Here is a 12,648-nt window from a genome sequence, read left to right as displayed (position 1 = left end):
TCGCGGATCGAGCGTACCGGCCAGAACAGGGGATCCCCATGACCGCACCAGCCGACATGAACGACTTCAACAAGCAGGTCGTGGACGAGTTCCGCGCCAACGAGGGCGTGGTCGGCGGCTACTTCGAGGGCAAGAACGTGCTGCTCCTCACGACGATCGGCGCGAAGAGCGGCGAACCCCGCCTGTCCCCGCTGGTGTACACCACCGACGGCGACCGCTACGTCGTCGCCGCGTCCATGGGCGGCGCCCCGAAGAACCCGGCCTGGTACCACAACCTCGTCGCCAACCCGAAGGTCACGCTCGAGGTCGGCACGGAGAAGTTCGAGGCCACCGCGACGGTGATCGCCGACCGCGCCGAGCGCGACCGCCTGTACGCGGGCATGGTCGCCCACGCGGAAGGCTTCGCGGACTACGAGAAGAAGACCGACCGGATCATCCCGATCATCGTCTTCGAACGCTAGGACGCGGCCGCGGCGGGAGCGGGCTCCGGCTCGACACGCGGCTCGGCCGGCCGCCGGGCCGCCTCCCGCTCCGCGCGCCGCTCTTCCTTCCGCGTGATGAGCCGCTTGCCGACGTCGATCAGCGGCTTCTCGACCCAGCGGTGGATCAGGTCCGCGATCGCCAGGCCGACCAGGAAGACCACCACCGCGCTCGTCGTGTGGTTGCGGGCCAGGCCGGGCACCGCCTGGATGACCACGAAGTGCACCGGTCCCTGCAGCAGGTACAGCGAGTACGACCGCTCGCCGACGAACCGCAGCGGGGCCGTGCCCATCAGCCAGCGCGTCGGACCCGGGCTGACCAGGACGATCAGCAGCAGCATCGCCGCGAACGCGTACGCCACCAGGAGCCACAGGTTCTGGCCGGAGCTGTTCCACAGCGTGTCGAGGTTCGTGTGGAACACGACGAACCCCACGACGATCGGGACGGCCGCCAGCGGGTGCGTCAGCGGCTTCAGCAGCGCGTAGCCCCGGCGGTAGTGCAGCAGGATCGCCAGCAGGCAGCCGGCCGCCAGGATGAAGTAGTGCACCGTCGAGCGGTAGATCGGCACGTTCGCGCCGTGCAGCAGCCAGCCGCCGGTGGTCAGCGGGACCAGGGCCAGCAGGACGACCATCGCCGCGCCGACCAGCAGGAACTTGCGCTTCGCCGCGCCGATCCCGAGGAACACCAGCAGGAACGGCCAGACCAGGTAGAACTTCTCCTCGATCCCCAGCGTCCACGAGCCGCTGAAGAAGTTGTCCGTGCCGTTGGTGAACGACGGCAGGAACTCGTTGAGGAACGTCAGGTAGAACTTCAGCGCGTTCGGGAAGTCGCGGGCGTGGAATTCGCCGCGCAGCGCCACGAACGCGACGATCCCGCCCAGGATCACCAGGTACGGCGGCAGGATCCGGAACACGCGCCGGATGTAGAAGTTCGACAGCGAGATCCGGCCGGTCCGGTCCTGCTCGCGCAGCAGCAGCGTCGTGATCAGGAACCCGGAGAGCACGAAGAACAGGTAGACGCCGACCCAGCCCGACAGCCACGTCCAGTTCGGTCCGCCGAAGTGGAAGAAGATCACCATCGTCGCGGCGATCGCGCGGAGGCCGTCCAGGCCGGGGAACCGCCGCATGCCGAGGTAGTCCTCGTGGCTCATCGTGCGCAAGTCGGTTCCCCCGTCGGTGTGATCGTCCGGGCGAGTATAGGACGTCCGCTCACCCCCTCTTTGCCTCCGGTCCGACCGCCCGGAAGGTGCTCCGAACGTCGTAACGGCGCTTCAGCTCCCCGAGTCGGCGCAGGTCCGCGGCCGGGTGGACCCCCTCGATCGCCGCGTGCTCGCCGTACACGAAGGGCAGCAGCCGCCCGGTCGTCCACGGCGCCAGCGCGTCGAACAGCTTCGCGTGCCCGCTCCGGACGGCCGCGACCCCGCCGTCGCCGACCAGCGACAGCGCCCGGACGACGAACTCGGCCGAGCTGTCCCAGCCCACGCCCGCGGTCGCCGCCGGCCGGGAGAGGGCGCCGCCCAGCCGGTCGATGATCAGCACCGGCGGCGTGGCCGCACCCGGGCCGGCGTGCTCGACGACCGCGTCGAGCATGGCGTCGTTCAGCTGCGAGACGGTCGCGTTGGTGCCGTGGTAGCCGTGCGGCTCCCGCGGCTCGGCCGCGATCGACCCGGACTCGGTGAACGGTATGGTCTTCAGCGTGTCCAGCAGGACCGGCGCCGCGGCCCGCAGCGGGGCGACCAGTTCGGCGCCGTCCTCGCCCAGGTAGGCGACGCGGACCTGGGCGATGTGCTGTCCGCGCAGGGGCGCCGGCAGCACCGGGAGGTCGGGGTACGCGACCATGGCCAGCGACGTCGTCAGCGCGTCCGGCGCGGCCGCCGACCACGTCCGCCACGCCCGCAGCACCGCGGGCACGTCGTCGGGGCCGAAGTAGAGGCTCCCGCCGTAGAGCCGGTCCACCGGGAAGAGGTCGAACTCCATCGCCGTGACGACGCCGAAGCTGTCGCGGCTGCCGCGCAGCGCCCAGAACAGGTCGGAGCCGGGCTCGACGCGCTTCAATTCGCCGTCGGCGGTGACGACGTCGAGGGCGCGGACGTGGTCGGCCGCGCGGCCGTACCGGCGGGCCAGCAGCCCGAAGCCGCCGGCGAGCGTGTAGCCGACGACGCCGACGTCCGGCGACGAGCCGCTGAGCGGCGCCAGGCCGTGCGCCCCGGCGGCTTCGATCACCGCGCCCCAGCGCACGCCCGCTTCGACGCGAGCCGTCCGGGCTTCGGCGTCGATTTCCACGCCGGTCATCCGGCGGGTGCTGATCAGCAGGCCGTCCGTCCCCGCGGTGAGGCCGTGCCCGGTGGCCTGGACGGCGACCGGCAGCCCGTGCTCGGCGGCGTACCGCACGGCGGCGGCGACGTCCTCGGCGCTTTCCGCGGCGACGACCACCGCCGGCGAGCTGGGCACCGCCGTCTGGAACCCGGCGACTTCTTCGGGGTAACCGTCCTGACCTGGGCGGAGGGTGTGCATTTCGGCTCCTTTCGTTCGCTGCTTCCAGCTTCGGGCCGATTCGATCAGAAGTCCAAGATCTGATTTTTCTTCGAGCTAGAATCAGTGCTTATGGAACTGCACCAGCTCGCGTACTTCGTGGCGGTAGCCGAGGAAGGCAACTTCACGCGCGCGGCCGAACGGCTGCACGTCGCCCAGCCCGGGGTGAGCGCGCAGGTCCGGCGGCTGGAGCGGGAGCTGGGGCAGGAGCTGCTGGACCGCTCCGGCCGGACGGTCCGGCTCACCGACGTCGGCGCCGCCGCCCTCCCGCACGCCCGGGCCGCGCTCGCGGCCGTGCAGGGTGTGCGCGAAGCCGTCGACGAGCTGGCCGGGCTGGTCCGCGGCCAGGTCGCGATCGGCGCCGTGACCTCGGCAGGCCCGGTTCGGCTGCCGGACCTGCTGGCCGGCTTCCACGAGCGCTATCCGGCCGTCGAGATCACGCTGTCGGAAGCCAACTCCGAGGAGATGCTCGCGGCACTGCGCGAAGGACGCCTGGACCTCGCGGTCGTCGGTCTCTCGACGGACCCGCCGCCGGGCATCGCGACGCAGGTGCTGCTCGACGAGCCGTTCCTGGCGGTCACGGCGCCGGACGGCCCGCTCGACCGGGCCGAAGTCGGTATCAGGGACCTCGACGGCCTGCCGCTGATGGCGCTGCCGAAGGGGACGGGCCTGCGCACCGCCCTCGACACCGCCTTCGCGCGCGAGGGGCTGACCCCGCGGATCGCGTTCGAGGCGGCCGATCCGAACGTCCTGGTGCAGCTCGCGACGCGCGGCCTCGGCGTGGCGATCGTGCCGGAGTCGCTGGGCCGGTACCACCGGGCGGAGCTGCGGATCGTCGAAATCACGGGCCCTGGCCTGCGTGGCGTGCTCGCGCTGGCGTGGCGGACGGAGGGCCCGCTCAGCCCGGCGGCGCGCGCCCTGATCGCGTTCGCCCGGGCCGCCTACCGCTCTTGACATGACGTCAACAGGCGCGGTTTCCTGGAGGTGACCCAGGGAGGCGAGCCCATGGCCGAGACCGCCCTCCGCGACGCCGTCGTCGGCGCCGGGCTGCTGGCCGGCAGCGCGAACGTGATCATGCAGCTCGCCCGCGCGCCCGTCGGGTACGGCGTGCTGGAGAGCCGGGTCGACAGCGGCAACCTCTTCCGCCACCCGGCGAAGCGGACGCGGACCACGCTCACCTACCTCGCCGTGGCGACCATGGGCACCGACGCCGAGCGCGCGGCCTACCGCCGCGGTGTCAACGAGGCCCACGCACAGGTCCACTCGACCCCCGAGAGCCCGGTCGCCTACAACGCCTTCGACACCGATCTCCAGCTGTGGGTCGCGGCCTGCCTGTACAAGGGGTTCGAAGACGTCTACCTCGCGTTCGTCGGCGGCGAGCCGGCGCGCTTCTACCGCGAAGCCGCTTCGCTCGGCACGACGTTGCAGGTGCGCGACGAGATGTGGCCCGCGGATCGCGAGGCCTTCGAGGCGTACTGGGCGGCCGGGCTGGCCGAGGTCGGCATCGACGACACCGTCCGCCGCTACCTCACCGACATCGTCGACCTGCGGTTCCTGCACCCGGTCGTGGCCGCGCCGGGGCGGCGGTTCCACCGCTTCGTCACCACGGGGTTCCTCCCGCAGCGCTTCCGCGACGAGATGCGGCTGCCGTGGACTGGCGCCGACCAGCGGCGGTTCGACGCGCTGCTCCGCGCGGTCGGCCGGGTCGTGCGGGTGCTGCCCGCGCCGGTGCGTCGGTTCCCGTTCAACCTCTTCCTGTGGGACCTGCGCCTGCGCCTGCGCACCGGGCGTCCGCTGGTCTGAGCCGCCCCGGCTACAGTGTCGGGTCGGCAAAGCCACCCGAGGGGATTCCATGACGGCGATCGAGGCTGACGTCCAGGCCGAAGAGACCGCGCCCACCCGGCCTGCCCGCCGCGCGCCGCTGATCGTGGTCTCGCTCGTCCTGCTCGCGGTGTTCCTGGCCGGCGCCTGGGCGGCCTGGTTCTTCACGATCGACGACGCGTTCATCAGCTTCCGCTACTCGGCGAACCTCGCCGCCGGGCACGGGCCGGTGTGGAACGTCGACGGCCCGCGCGTCGAAGGCTTCACGAACTTCGCCTGGGTCGTCTGGTCGGGGCTGGGCGCGTGGCTCGGGCCGGCGCTGCCGCTGTTCACCAAGCTGACGTCGCTGGTCCTCGGCCTGGCGACGCTCTACCTGCTGATCCGCGAAGGCCACCGCCGCGCCGGGCTCACCGGCGTCCTGGTCGGCGCGGGCGCGTACGTCGTCTTCCTGCCGACCTACTTCCACATCACCGCGGGCCTCGAGACGGCCGCGTTCGCCGCCGTGCTGCTGCGGATCGTCGTGCTCGGCCTGCGCGTGCTGGCGAACGAGCGCGTCCGGACGTGGGAACCGCCGGTGCTGCTGCTCCTGCTCGGCATGCTGCGGCCCGAGGGCGTGCTGGCCGCGCTGCCGGTCGTCGCGCTGTGGTTCTGGAAGGAACGCGGCCGCGCGCCGGCGCGCTGGTGGACGCTCGCCGCGGTCGTCGTCGGCGCGGGCTACTTCGTCTGGCGCTGGCGGTTCTACGGCCAGCTGCTGCCGAACACCTTCTACGTCAAGTTCGGCCACCTCGACTCCGGCTGGCTGTGGACCAAGCACACGGCGTTCCTGCTGCTCCCGCTCCTGCTGCTCACGCTGTCGCTGGTGATCCGCCGGGCGACGCGCGCGATGGGCGTGCTGCTGGTGGTCACCGTGGCCGTCACCTACGTGACGTACGCGGTGTCCGGCCCGACCATGGACTACCTCGACCGCTTCGCCGACCACGCGATCCCCGTCCTCTGCCTGGGCGCCGGGCTCGCAGCCGGGACGCTGAAGCCGCGTCTCGTGGGCGCGCTGCTCGGGCTGGTGGCGGTCGGCTGGTCGGCCGTCGGCGGCGCGACCGCGCCCGACCTCGGCGTGATCGCCAACTACGGCCCGGACCTGCAGCGCGCGCACATCGCGATCGGCAAGGGCCTGGCCGAGGCCGACGTCCCGCCGGCCGCCCGCAGCCTCGCCGTCACCGACGCGGGCGCGATCCCGTACTACAGCGGCTGGAACTCGATCGACTACATCGGGCTCAACGACGCGGCCATCGCCCGCGGCGCCGACCCGACCGAGGTCGTCATGAAGGCGCGGCCGACGGTCATCGTGGTGACCGCGAACGGCCCGGAGCCGTCGGGGACGCGCTACGGCTTCGACTTCGCCAAGGCGACGGCGGGCTACGAGAAGGTGTCCACGGTCGAGATGCGCGCCGGGTACTGGCAGAACGTGTACGCGCTGCCGCAGTACGCGGCGACGATCGGCCAGCACGTCCAGGAGCGCGCGGACGCGGCTCGCAAGGCCAACGACTACGACCGGGCCGAGGACACCGTCGACCGCTGGCTCGACCGGCTCCGTTCGCAGCTGCCGTTCTGAGGTTGACCGCCTCGCGCGCGAGGCGCGAAGGTGGGCCGATGAGCGGCGAAGAGGTTCGGCACGGGGTCAAGCTGAGCAGTCTCGACCAGGAGGTCTTCCCGGACGCGGGGGTGACCAAGCGGGAGCTGCTCGACTACCTCGAAGCCGTGTCCGAGCGGATGCTGCCGGAGCTGCGGGACCGGCTGCTGACGGTGCTGCGGGTGCTGCGCGGGCAGGGCCCGTTCATGCAGAAGAACCTGCCGAAGTACACCCCGGACTGGGTCGAGCGGGTGTCGGTGTGGGCCGAGACGTCCAAGCGGGACGTCTCCTACGCGCTGTGCAACGACCTCCGCACGCTGATCTGGTTCGGCAACCAGCGGGCGATCGAGTACCACACGTCGCTCTACCGCGGCGGGCCCGAGCACGGCCCGACGCACCTGATCCTCGACCTCGACCCGCCCGAGGACGGCCCGTTCTCGCTGGCCGTCGGGGCCGCGAAACTGGTTCGGGAAGCGTTGCGCAACGACGGCCTGGATGGCGCCGTGAAGACCAGCGGGTCCAAGGGCGTGCACGTCTTCGTGCCGCTCGCGCCGGGGCAATCGACCGAGGACATCGCGGCGGCGACCCGGGCGGTCGCGGCCCGGGCCGAGCGGATCGATCCGGCGCTCGGCACCACGGAGTTCGTGCGGGAGCGCCGGGAGGGCAAGGTGTTCCTCGATTCGACGCGGGCGGGCGGCGCGACGGTCATTTCGGTCTACAGCCCCCGCCACCGTCCCGGCGCTCCGGTGTCGTTCCCCGTCGCCTGGGCCGAGCTCGACGGCGTCAAGCCCGCCGACTTCACGGTGCACACGGCGCCGGAGTTGCTCGCGGCCGGTGATCCGTGGACGGCGGAGATGCCCGAGCCGTTTGTGCTGCCGGCGGACTTGGTGGCGGAGGGGCACACGATCCCGATCGCCCGAGTGGTGGCGATGCACGAAGGCAAGCGCCGCGCCCGAGCCGCCCGCGAGTCGGGTTGAGCCGCCGGTCCCAAGCGCCCCAATGTGGCGTTGGGTGCGTCCAACGCACCGAACGCCACATTGGGTGCGCTGGACGCACCGAACGCCACATTGGGGGCATCGCCGGGCTAAGCCGCCTGGTTGCCGCGCCAGGCCGGGCTGTGGAAGGGCCGGGGGAACTGGACGATCCGGGTCGGTTCGGCGGCCACCCGGTGCCGGGCCAGCCACACGACGTCGCGGCCGAACGACCACACCAGCGACCCCAGCGCGACCGCGACCAGCGCGACCACCACCGGCACCGGCAGCAGCCCGGACACCGCGACCACCAGCACCACGCCCTGCACCGCGGCCACCGTCTTGCGCGCCATGCTCGGGTACAGCGGCGCGGTCAGCCACGGCATCGTCCACGACGCCGCCACGAACACGTACCGCATCAGGCCGATCGCCAGCACCCACAGCCCGAGCGCCCGGGACACCTGGACGCACAGCAGGAGGATCAGGAAGGCGTCGACCTCCATGTCGAACCGCGCGCCGAACTCCGACGTCGTGCCGGTGCGGCGGGCCACCTGGCCGTCGAGGCCGTCCAGCAGGAGCGCCACGCCGGTCAGCCCGACCAGCCAGGCGGCGGAAAGACCGCCGTCGGCGATCAGTTCCGCGGCGCACCCGACGAGCGTCGCGCGGGCGAACGTGATCCAGTCCGCCGGGCCGAACGCGGCGCGGCCGGCGCGGCGCAGGCCCCATTCCGTGAGCAGCACGAGGGCGATCCCGAACGTGAGCCCGGTGGCCCAGGCGAGGGGGGACAGGCCCGCGACGACCCCCGCGGCGAGCACCCACGCCGGCACCACCGCGCGCAGGAGAAGGTCCTGTTTGATCATCGTCGACTCCGCGAATTGCTCATAGGGTGGCGACACCAGCCTCCGGTCGCCCGCTGAGGAGAAACACGTGGAACAGGCTTTCTGGGTTCAAAAGCCCGGTGTCGGGGAGTTGCGGGAGGAGCGGCTGCCCGAGCCGGGACCGGACGAAGTCCTCGTCCGCACGCTCTGCTCCGGCGTCAGCCGCGGCACGGAAACGCTCGTCTTCCGCGGTGGCGTCCCGGCGAGCCAGCACGACGTCATGCGCGCGCCCTTCCAGGACGGCGGCTTCCCCGGCCCGGTCAAGTACGGGTACCTCAACGTCGGCGTCGTCGAACGCGGCCCGGCCCACCTCGAAGGCCGGGTCGTCTTCTGCCTCTACCCGCACCAGACCGCGTACGTCGTCCCCGCGAGCGCGGTGACGCCGGTGCCGGACAACGTCCCGCCCGGTCGCGCGATCCTGGCCGGCACTGTCGAGACCGCCGTCAACGCCGTCTGGGACGCGCGGCCGCGGCTCGGCGACCGGATCGCCGTGATCGGCGCCGGGATGGTCGGCGCGAGCGTCGCGAAACTGCTCAGCGGGTTCCCGGCCACGCGGGTGCAGCTCGTCGACGTCGATCCGTCGCGCGCCGACGTCGCCGAGACGCTCGGTGTCGACTTCTCGACCCCCGAGCGCGCCCACGGCGACTGCGACCTCGTCGTGCACGCGAGCGCGAGCGAAGCCGGGCTGGCCCGCGCGCTGGAGCTGCTCGCGCCGGAAGGCGAAGTCGTCGAACTGTCCTGGTACGGCGATCGGCGGGTGAGCGTCCCGCTCGGCGAACACTTCCACTCACGGCGCCTGGTGATCCGCGGCAGCCAGGTCGGGACGGTCGGGCGAGCGGACCGGAGCTACGCCCAGCGGATGGCCGTCGCGCTGGAGCTGCTGGCCGATCCGGCGTTCGAAGCGCTGGTCAGCGGCGAGTGCGCGTTTGAAGATCTGCCGTCCGTGCTACCCCGACTGGCCGGGAATGAACTTTCCGCGCTCTGCCTCCGTGTCATGTATCAGCCGCAGTGACCACGTCCACCCGAACGCATCGGAGGTCTTGGTGTTCAGCATCACCGTCCGTGACCACGTGATGGTCGCCCACAGCTTCCGCGGGGAAGTCTTCGGTCCCGCGCAACGCCTGCACGGCGCGACCTTCGTGGTGGATGCGACCTTCCGCCGCGCCGACCTCGACGAGGACAACATCGTCGTCGACATCGGCAAGGCCACGGAAGAGCTCAAGGTGGTGCTGAGCGACCTGAACTACCGCAACCTCGACGACGAGCCGGAGTTCAAGGGCGTCAACACCTCGACCGAGTTCCTCGCGAAGGTCATCGCCGACCGCCTCGCCGACGCCGTGCACGCCGGACGCCTCGGCGAAGGCGCACGCGGCCTCGAAGGCATCGCCGTCTCACTGAAGGAATCGCACGTCGCCTGGGCGAGTTACGAGCGTGCGCTGTGACCGCGTTGTACGTGGTCCTCCCCGGGGACGTCGACGACGCGTCCGTCCCCAGCGGGGGCAACACCTACGACCGCCGGATGTGCGACCGGCTCACCGCCGCCGGGCTCGACGTGCACGAGATCGCCGTCGCCGGTTCCTGGCCGCGACCGGACACCGAGGCCCGCGCGGTTCTCGGCCACCTGCTCGCCGCGCTGCCCACCGGGTCCGCCGTGCTGCTCGACGGCCTGGTCGCGTGCGGTGTGCCCGAGGTCGTCGTGCCGCAGGCCCGGCGCCTCTCGCTCTCGGTGCTGGTGCACCTGCCGCTGGCCGACGAGACGGGCCTGCCGCCCGCGCTCGCCGCCGAGCTCGACGCGCTGGAGCGCGAGACGCTCCGGGCCGCGAGCTCGGTCGTCGCGACCAGCGAGTGGGCCGCGCGCCGGCTGATCGGCCACCACGGGCTGGCCCCGCACCGCGTGCACGCCGTGCCGCCGGGCGTCGACCCGGCGCCGCCCGCGATCGGCACCGACGGGGTGTCCCGGCTGGTCTGCGTCGCCAACGTGACCCCGCGCAAGGGCCAGGGCGTGCTCGCCCAGGCCCTGGAAACCGTCGCCGACCTGCGCTGGACGTGCGAGTGCGTCGGCGGGATCCGGCGCGAGACGAAGTACGTCGAGCGGCTGCGCGAGCACCGGCTCGGCGCCCGCTTCACCCTCACCGGCCCCCGGACCGGCCCGGCGCTGGACGCGACCTACCACACCGCCGACCTGCTCGTGCTGCCTTCGCGCGCCGAGACCTACGGCATGGTCGTCACCGAAGCCCTCGCCCGTGCCGTGCCGGTGCTGACCACCGACGTCGACGCGCTGCCCGACACCCTGGGCGTCGCGCCCGACGGCTCGGTGCCCGGGATGCTCGTCCCCGGCGACGACGTCCAAGCGCTCGGCGCCGCGCTCCGCCGCTGGCTCACCGAGCCCGAGCTGCGGACGCGGCTGCGTGCCGCGGCGAAGCTGCGCCGCGAGACCCTGACCGGCTGGGACGACACCGCCCGCCGGATCGCCGACATCGTGCAGCGGCAGGAGGCGGCGGCATGACCGCGTTCGCGCCGGACTGGCTCTACCTGCGGGAACCCGCCGACGCCGCGGCCCGCGCCCCCGAACTCGTCGACGCGCTGCGCGAGCACCTCGCGGCCGGCGAAGAGGTCGTCATCCGCGACCTCGGCTGCGGCACCGGCTCGCTCGGCCGCTGGCTGGCCGCCCGGCTGCCCGGCGCCCAGCGCTGGATCCTGCACGACAACGACGCCGAACTGCTCGACCGGGCCCGCACCGGCCTGCCGGCCACCGCGCTCGACGGCAGCCCGGTCGCGGTGGAGGCCGAGCGGCGGGACGTCACCGCGCTGCGCGCCGCCGACCTCGCCGGGACGTCGCTGGTCACCGCGTCCGCGCTGCTCGACCTGCTGACCAGGGACGAGGTCACGACGCTGGCCACGGCCGTCGTCGAAGCGGGCTGCGCGGCGCTGCTGATGCTGTCGGTCACCGGCAAGGTGGAGCTCTCGCCCGCCGACCCGCTCGACCCCGCCATCTCCGCCGCCTTCAACGCCCACCAGCGGCGGCTCACCGGGGGACGGCGGCTGCTCGGCCCCACCGCCGTGGACGTCGCCGCGACCGCGTTCGGCAGGCTCGGCGCCACGGTCGTCCGCGCGGAGAGCGCGTGGCGGCTCGGGCCGGATCAGGCGGAACTGCAGCGGCAGTGGCTCGAAGGCTGGGTCGGCGCCGCCGTCGAGCAGCTGCCGGAGCTGCGCCCGGTCACCGACGTCTACCTGCAGCGACGGCGGGAAATGGCCGCGGCGGGCGAGCTGCACGCGGTGATCCACCACGGCGACCTGCTGGTCCTGCCGCCGAGCCTGGAGGCGGCGGCGTGAAGCGCGCACTGGCCTGGGCGCGCGTCCTCGGCGCCGCCGGCATTTTCGCGGTCCTCGTCTGGCAACTCGGCAGCGCCGCCTTCCTCGACGGCCTCGGCCGGATCAGCATGCCCGGCGTGCTCGCCGCGCTCGGCATCGGCTTCGCGACGACGCTGTTCAGCGCGGGCCGCTGGCAGATCGTCGCCACCCGGCTCGGCCTGCGGCTTTCCCTGCCCACCGCGGTCGCCGACTACTACCGCGCGCTGTTCCTCAACGGCGTGCTGCCGGCGGGCGTCCTCGGCGACGTCCACCGCGCGGTGCAGCACGGCCGCGACGCCGGCGACGTGCCGCGCGGCGTGCGTGCGGTCGTCCTGGAGCGCACCGCGGGCCAGTTCGTGCTGATCGCGTCCGCGGTCGCCGTCGTGCTCGGGTCGCCGGACGTCGTGCCCGACGCGTTCCGCGAGGTCGTCGTGGTCACCGGCGTGGTGGTCGTGCTGGCCGCCGTCGCCGCGGTCGTGGCCGGCCGGCTGTTCGGCGGGCGCTGGATCCACAGCCCGTCGAAGGTCCGGCGCGGCTTCGCCGTCACCCTCGCCGACCTGCGGCTCGGCCTGTTCACCCGCGAGACCTGGCCCGGCGTGGGCTTCCTGTCGGCCGCGACGCTGGCCGGGCACCTGGCGCTGTTCGTCGTCGCCGCCCGCGTCGCCAGGGTCGACGCGCCGGTCGGGCAGCTCGTGCCGCTGATGGTCCTCGCGCTGCTCGCGATGGGTCTCCCGCTCAACATCGGCGGCTTCGGCCCGCGCGAGGGCGTCTGCGCCCTGCTCTTCGGCGCGGCCGGGCTCGGGGCCGCCCAAGGTGTCACCGTCGCTGTCGTCTACGGCGTGCTCACGCTCGTCGCGAGCCTGCCCGGCGCCGGTGTCCTGCTCGTCCGGAGCGTCGCCGGGGTGCGCCGGACGGCACTTTCACGTGAAAGTGCCGCACGACCAGCTCCGCACTTTCACGTGAAAGTGCGGGGTTAGAGAGGTGGAGAA

General features: G+C 72.8%; 13 protein-coding genes. 10 read left to right on the top strand and 3 right to left on the bottom strand.

The features are described from left to right. The first annotated feature begins 38 nt into the window (after window positions 1–38). The gene (locus AB5J73_RS06740; RefSeq protein ID WP_370968839.1) at window positions 39–461 is read left to right on the top strand and encodes a nitroreductase family deazaflavin-dependent oxidoreductase; all 423 of its coding nucleotides are present in this window, start codon (window positions 39–41) and stop codon (window positions 459–461) included. Here AB5J73_RS06740 and AB5J73_RS06735 read toward each other — a convergent pair. Both AB5J73_RS06735 and AB5J73_RS06730 read right to left on the bottom strand, forming a co-directional pair. Next, window positions 458–1,630 carry an acyltransferase family protein gene (locus tag AB5J73_RS06735; protein WP_370972970.1) on the bottom strand — a complete coding sequence of 391 codons (1,173 nt, stop codon included), beginning with the start codon at window positions 1,628–1,630 and terminating at the stop codon, window positions 458–460. The two genes, AB5J73_RS06740 and AB5J73_RS06735, sit on opposite strands and share 4 nt — an antisense overlap. Window positions 1,631–1,688: 58 nt before the next feature. Further along, window positions 1,689–2,993, bottom strand: coding sequence for an FAD-binding oxidoreductase (locus AB5J73_RS06730; protein WP_370968838.1), 1,305 nt, complete (start codon window positions 2,991–2,993; stop codon window positions 1,689–1,691). 90 nt (window positions 2,994–3,083) lie between these two features. Between AB5J73_RS06730 and AB5J73_RS06725 the strand changes: the two genes are divergently transcribed. Genes AB5J73_RS06725 through ligD form a run of 4 tightly spaced genes read left to right on the top strand, consistent with a single transcriptional unit; the run spans window position 3,084 to window position 7,436 of the window. Then, window positions 3,084–3,965 (top strand): LysR family transcriptional regulator, encoded by an 882-nt coding sequence (locus tag AB5J73_RS06725; protein WP_370968837.1) that lies wholly within the window; start codon window positions 3,084–3,086, stop codon window positions 3,963–3,965. Between the two features lie 51 nt (window positions 3,966–4,016). Next, the gene (locus tag AB5J73_RS06720; RefSeq protein ID WP_370968836.1) at window positions 4,017–4,814 is read left to right on the top strand and encodes an oxygenase MpaB family protein; all 798 of its coding nucleotides are present in this window, start codon (window positions 4,017–4,019) and stop codon (window positions 4,812–4,814) included. Between the two features lie 49 nt (window positions 4,815–4,863). Beyond that, window positions 4,864–6,441: a hypothetical protein gene (locus AB5J73_RS06715; RefSeq protein WP_370968835.1), complete on the top strand. Its 1,578-nt coding sequence runs from the start codon at window positions 4,864–4,866 to the stop codon at window positions 6,439–6,441. Between the two features lie 38 nt (window positions 6,442–6,479). Next, window positions 6,480–7,436, top strand: coding sequence for a non-homologous end-joining DNA ligase (gene ligD, locus AB5J73_RS06710; RefSeq protein ID WP_370968834.1), 957 nt, complete (start codon window positions 6,480–6,482; stop codon window positions 7,434–7,436). 107 nt (window positions 7,437–7,543) lie between these two features. On the opposite strand, the gene AB5J73_RS06705 is transcribed toward ligD, so the two are convergent. Then, window positions 7,544–8,290: a CDP-alcohol phosphatidyltransferase family protein gene (locus tag AB5J73_RS06705; RefSeq protein ID WP_370968833.1), complete on the bottom strand. Its 747-nt coding sequence runs from the start codon at window positions 8,288–8,290 to the stop codon at window positions 7,544–7,546. A 67-nt stretch (window positions 8,291–8,357) separates the two neighbouring features. On the opposite strand from AB5J73_RS06705, the gene AB5J73_RS06700 reads away from it, so the two are divergent. Genes AB5J73_RS06700 through AB5J73_RS06680 form a run of 5 tightly spaced genes read left to right on the top strand, consistent with a single transcriptional unit; the run spans window position 8,358 to window position 12,636 of the window. Continuing rightward, a complete protein-coding gene (locus AB5J73_RS06700; RefSeq protein ID WP_370968832.1) occupies window positions 8,358–9,320 on the top strand; it encodes a zinc-binding alcohol dehydrogenase in 963 nt (320 codons plus the stop codon). Between the two features lie 31 nt (window positions 9,321–9,351). Continuing rightward, window positions 9,352–9,750: a 6-pyruvoyl tetrahydropterin synthase family protein gene (locus AB5J73_RS06695; RefSeq protein ID WP_370968831.1), complete on the top strand. Its 399-nt coding sequence runs from the start codon at window positions 9,352–9,354 to the stop codon at window positions 9,748–9,750. Beyond that, entirely contained in the window at window positions 9,747–10,814 is a 1,068-nt protein-coding gene (locus tag AB5J73_RS06690) for a glycosyltransferase family 4 protein (RefSeq protein WP_370968830.1), read from the top strand. The genes AB5J73_RS06695 and AB5J73_RS06690 overlap by 4 nt, the downstream gene beginning before the upstream one ends. Next, window positions 10,811–11,641 carry a methyltransferase domain-containing protein gene (locus AB5J73_RS06685; protein WP_370968829.1) on the top strand — a complete coding sequence of 277 codons (831 nt, stop codon included), beginning with the start codon at window positions 10,811–10,813 and terminating at the stop codon, window positions 11,639–11,641. The genes AB5J73_RS06690 and AB5J73_RS06685 overlap by 4 nt, the downstream gene beginning before the upstream one ends. Then, window positions 11,638–12,636, top strand: coding sequence for a YbhN family protein (locus AB5J73_RS06680; protein WP_370968828.1), 999 nt, complete (start codon window positions 11,638–11,640; stop codon window positions 12,634–12,636). The genes AB5J73_RS06685 and AB5J73_RS06680 overlap by 4 nt, the downstream gene beginning before the upstream one ends. Window positions 12,637–12,648: the final 12 nt, after the last annotated feature.

The organism is Amycolatopsis sp. cg9, from assembly GCF_041346945.1.
Taxonomy (GTDB): Bacteria; Actinomycetota; Actinomycetes; order Mycobacteriales; family Pseudonocardiaceae; genus Amycolatopsis.
This window is presented reverse-complemented; position numbering and strand designations above follow the sequence as displayed.

Bases quoted from the DNA above. Each gene is read 5' to 3' on its own strand.
- AB5J73_RS06740 (WP_370968839.1), top strand. From the start codon at position 39: ATGACCGCACCAGCCGACATGAACGACTTCAACAAGCAGGTCGTGGAC.
- AB5J73_RS06735 (WP_370972970.1), bottom strand. From the start codon at position 1,630: ATGAGCCACGAGGACTACCTCGGCATGCGGCGGTTCCCCGGCCTGGAC.
- AB5J73_RS06730 (WP_370968838.1), bottom strand. From the start codon at position 2,993: ATGCACACCCTCCGCCCAGGTCAGGACGGTTACCCCGAAGAAGTCGCC.
- AB5J73_RS06725 (WP_370968837.1), top strand. From the start codon at position 3,084: ATGGAACTGCACCAGCTCGCGTACTTCGTGGCGGTAGCCGAGGAAGGC.
- AB5J73_RS06720 (WP_370968836.1), top strand. From the start codon at position 4,017: ATGGCCGAGACCGCCCTCCGCGACGCCGTCGTCGGCGCCGGGCTGCTG.
- AB5J73_RS06715 (WP_370968835.1), top strand. From the start codon at position 4,864: ATGACGGCGATCGAGGCTGACGTCCAGGCCGAAGAGACCGCGCCCACC.
- ligD (WP_370968834.1), top strand. From the start codon at position 6,480: ATGAGCGGCGAAGAGGTTCGGCACGGGGTCAAGCTGAGCAGTCTCGAC.
- AB5J73_RS06705 (WP_370968833.1), bottom strand. From the start codon at position 8,290: ATGATCAAACAGGACCTTCTCCTGCGCGCGGTGGTGCCGGCGTGGGTG.
- AB5J73_RS06685 (WP_370968829.1), top strand. From the start codon at position 10,811: ATGACCGCGTTCGCGCCGGACTGGCTCTACCTGCGGGAACCCGCCGAC.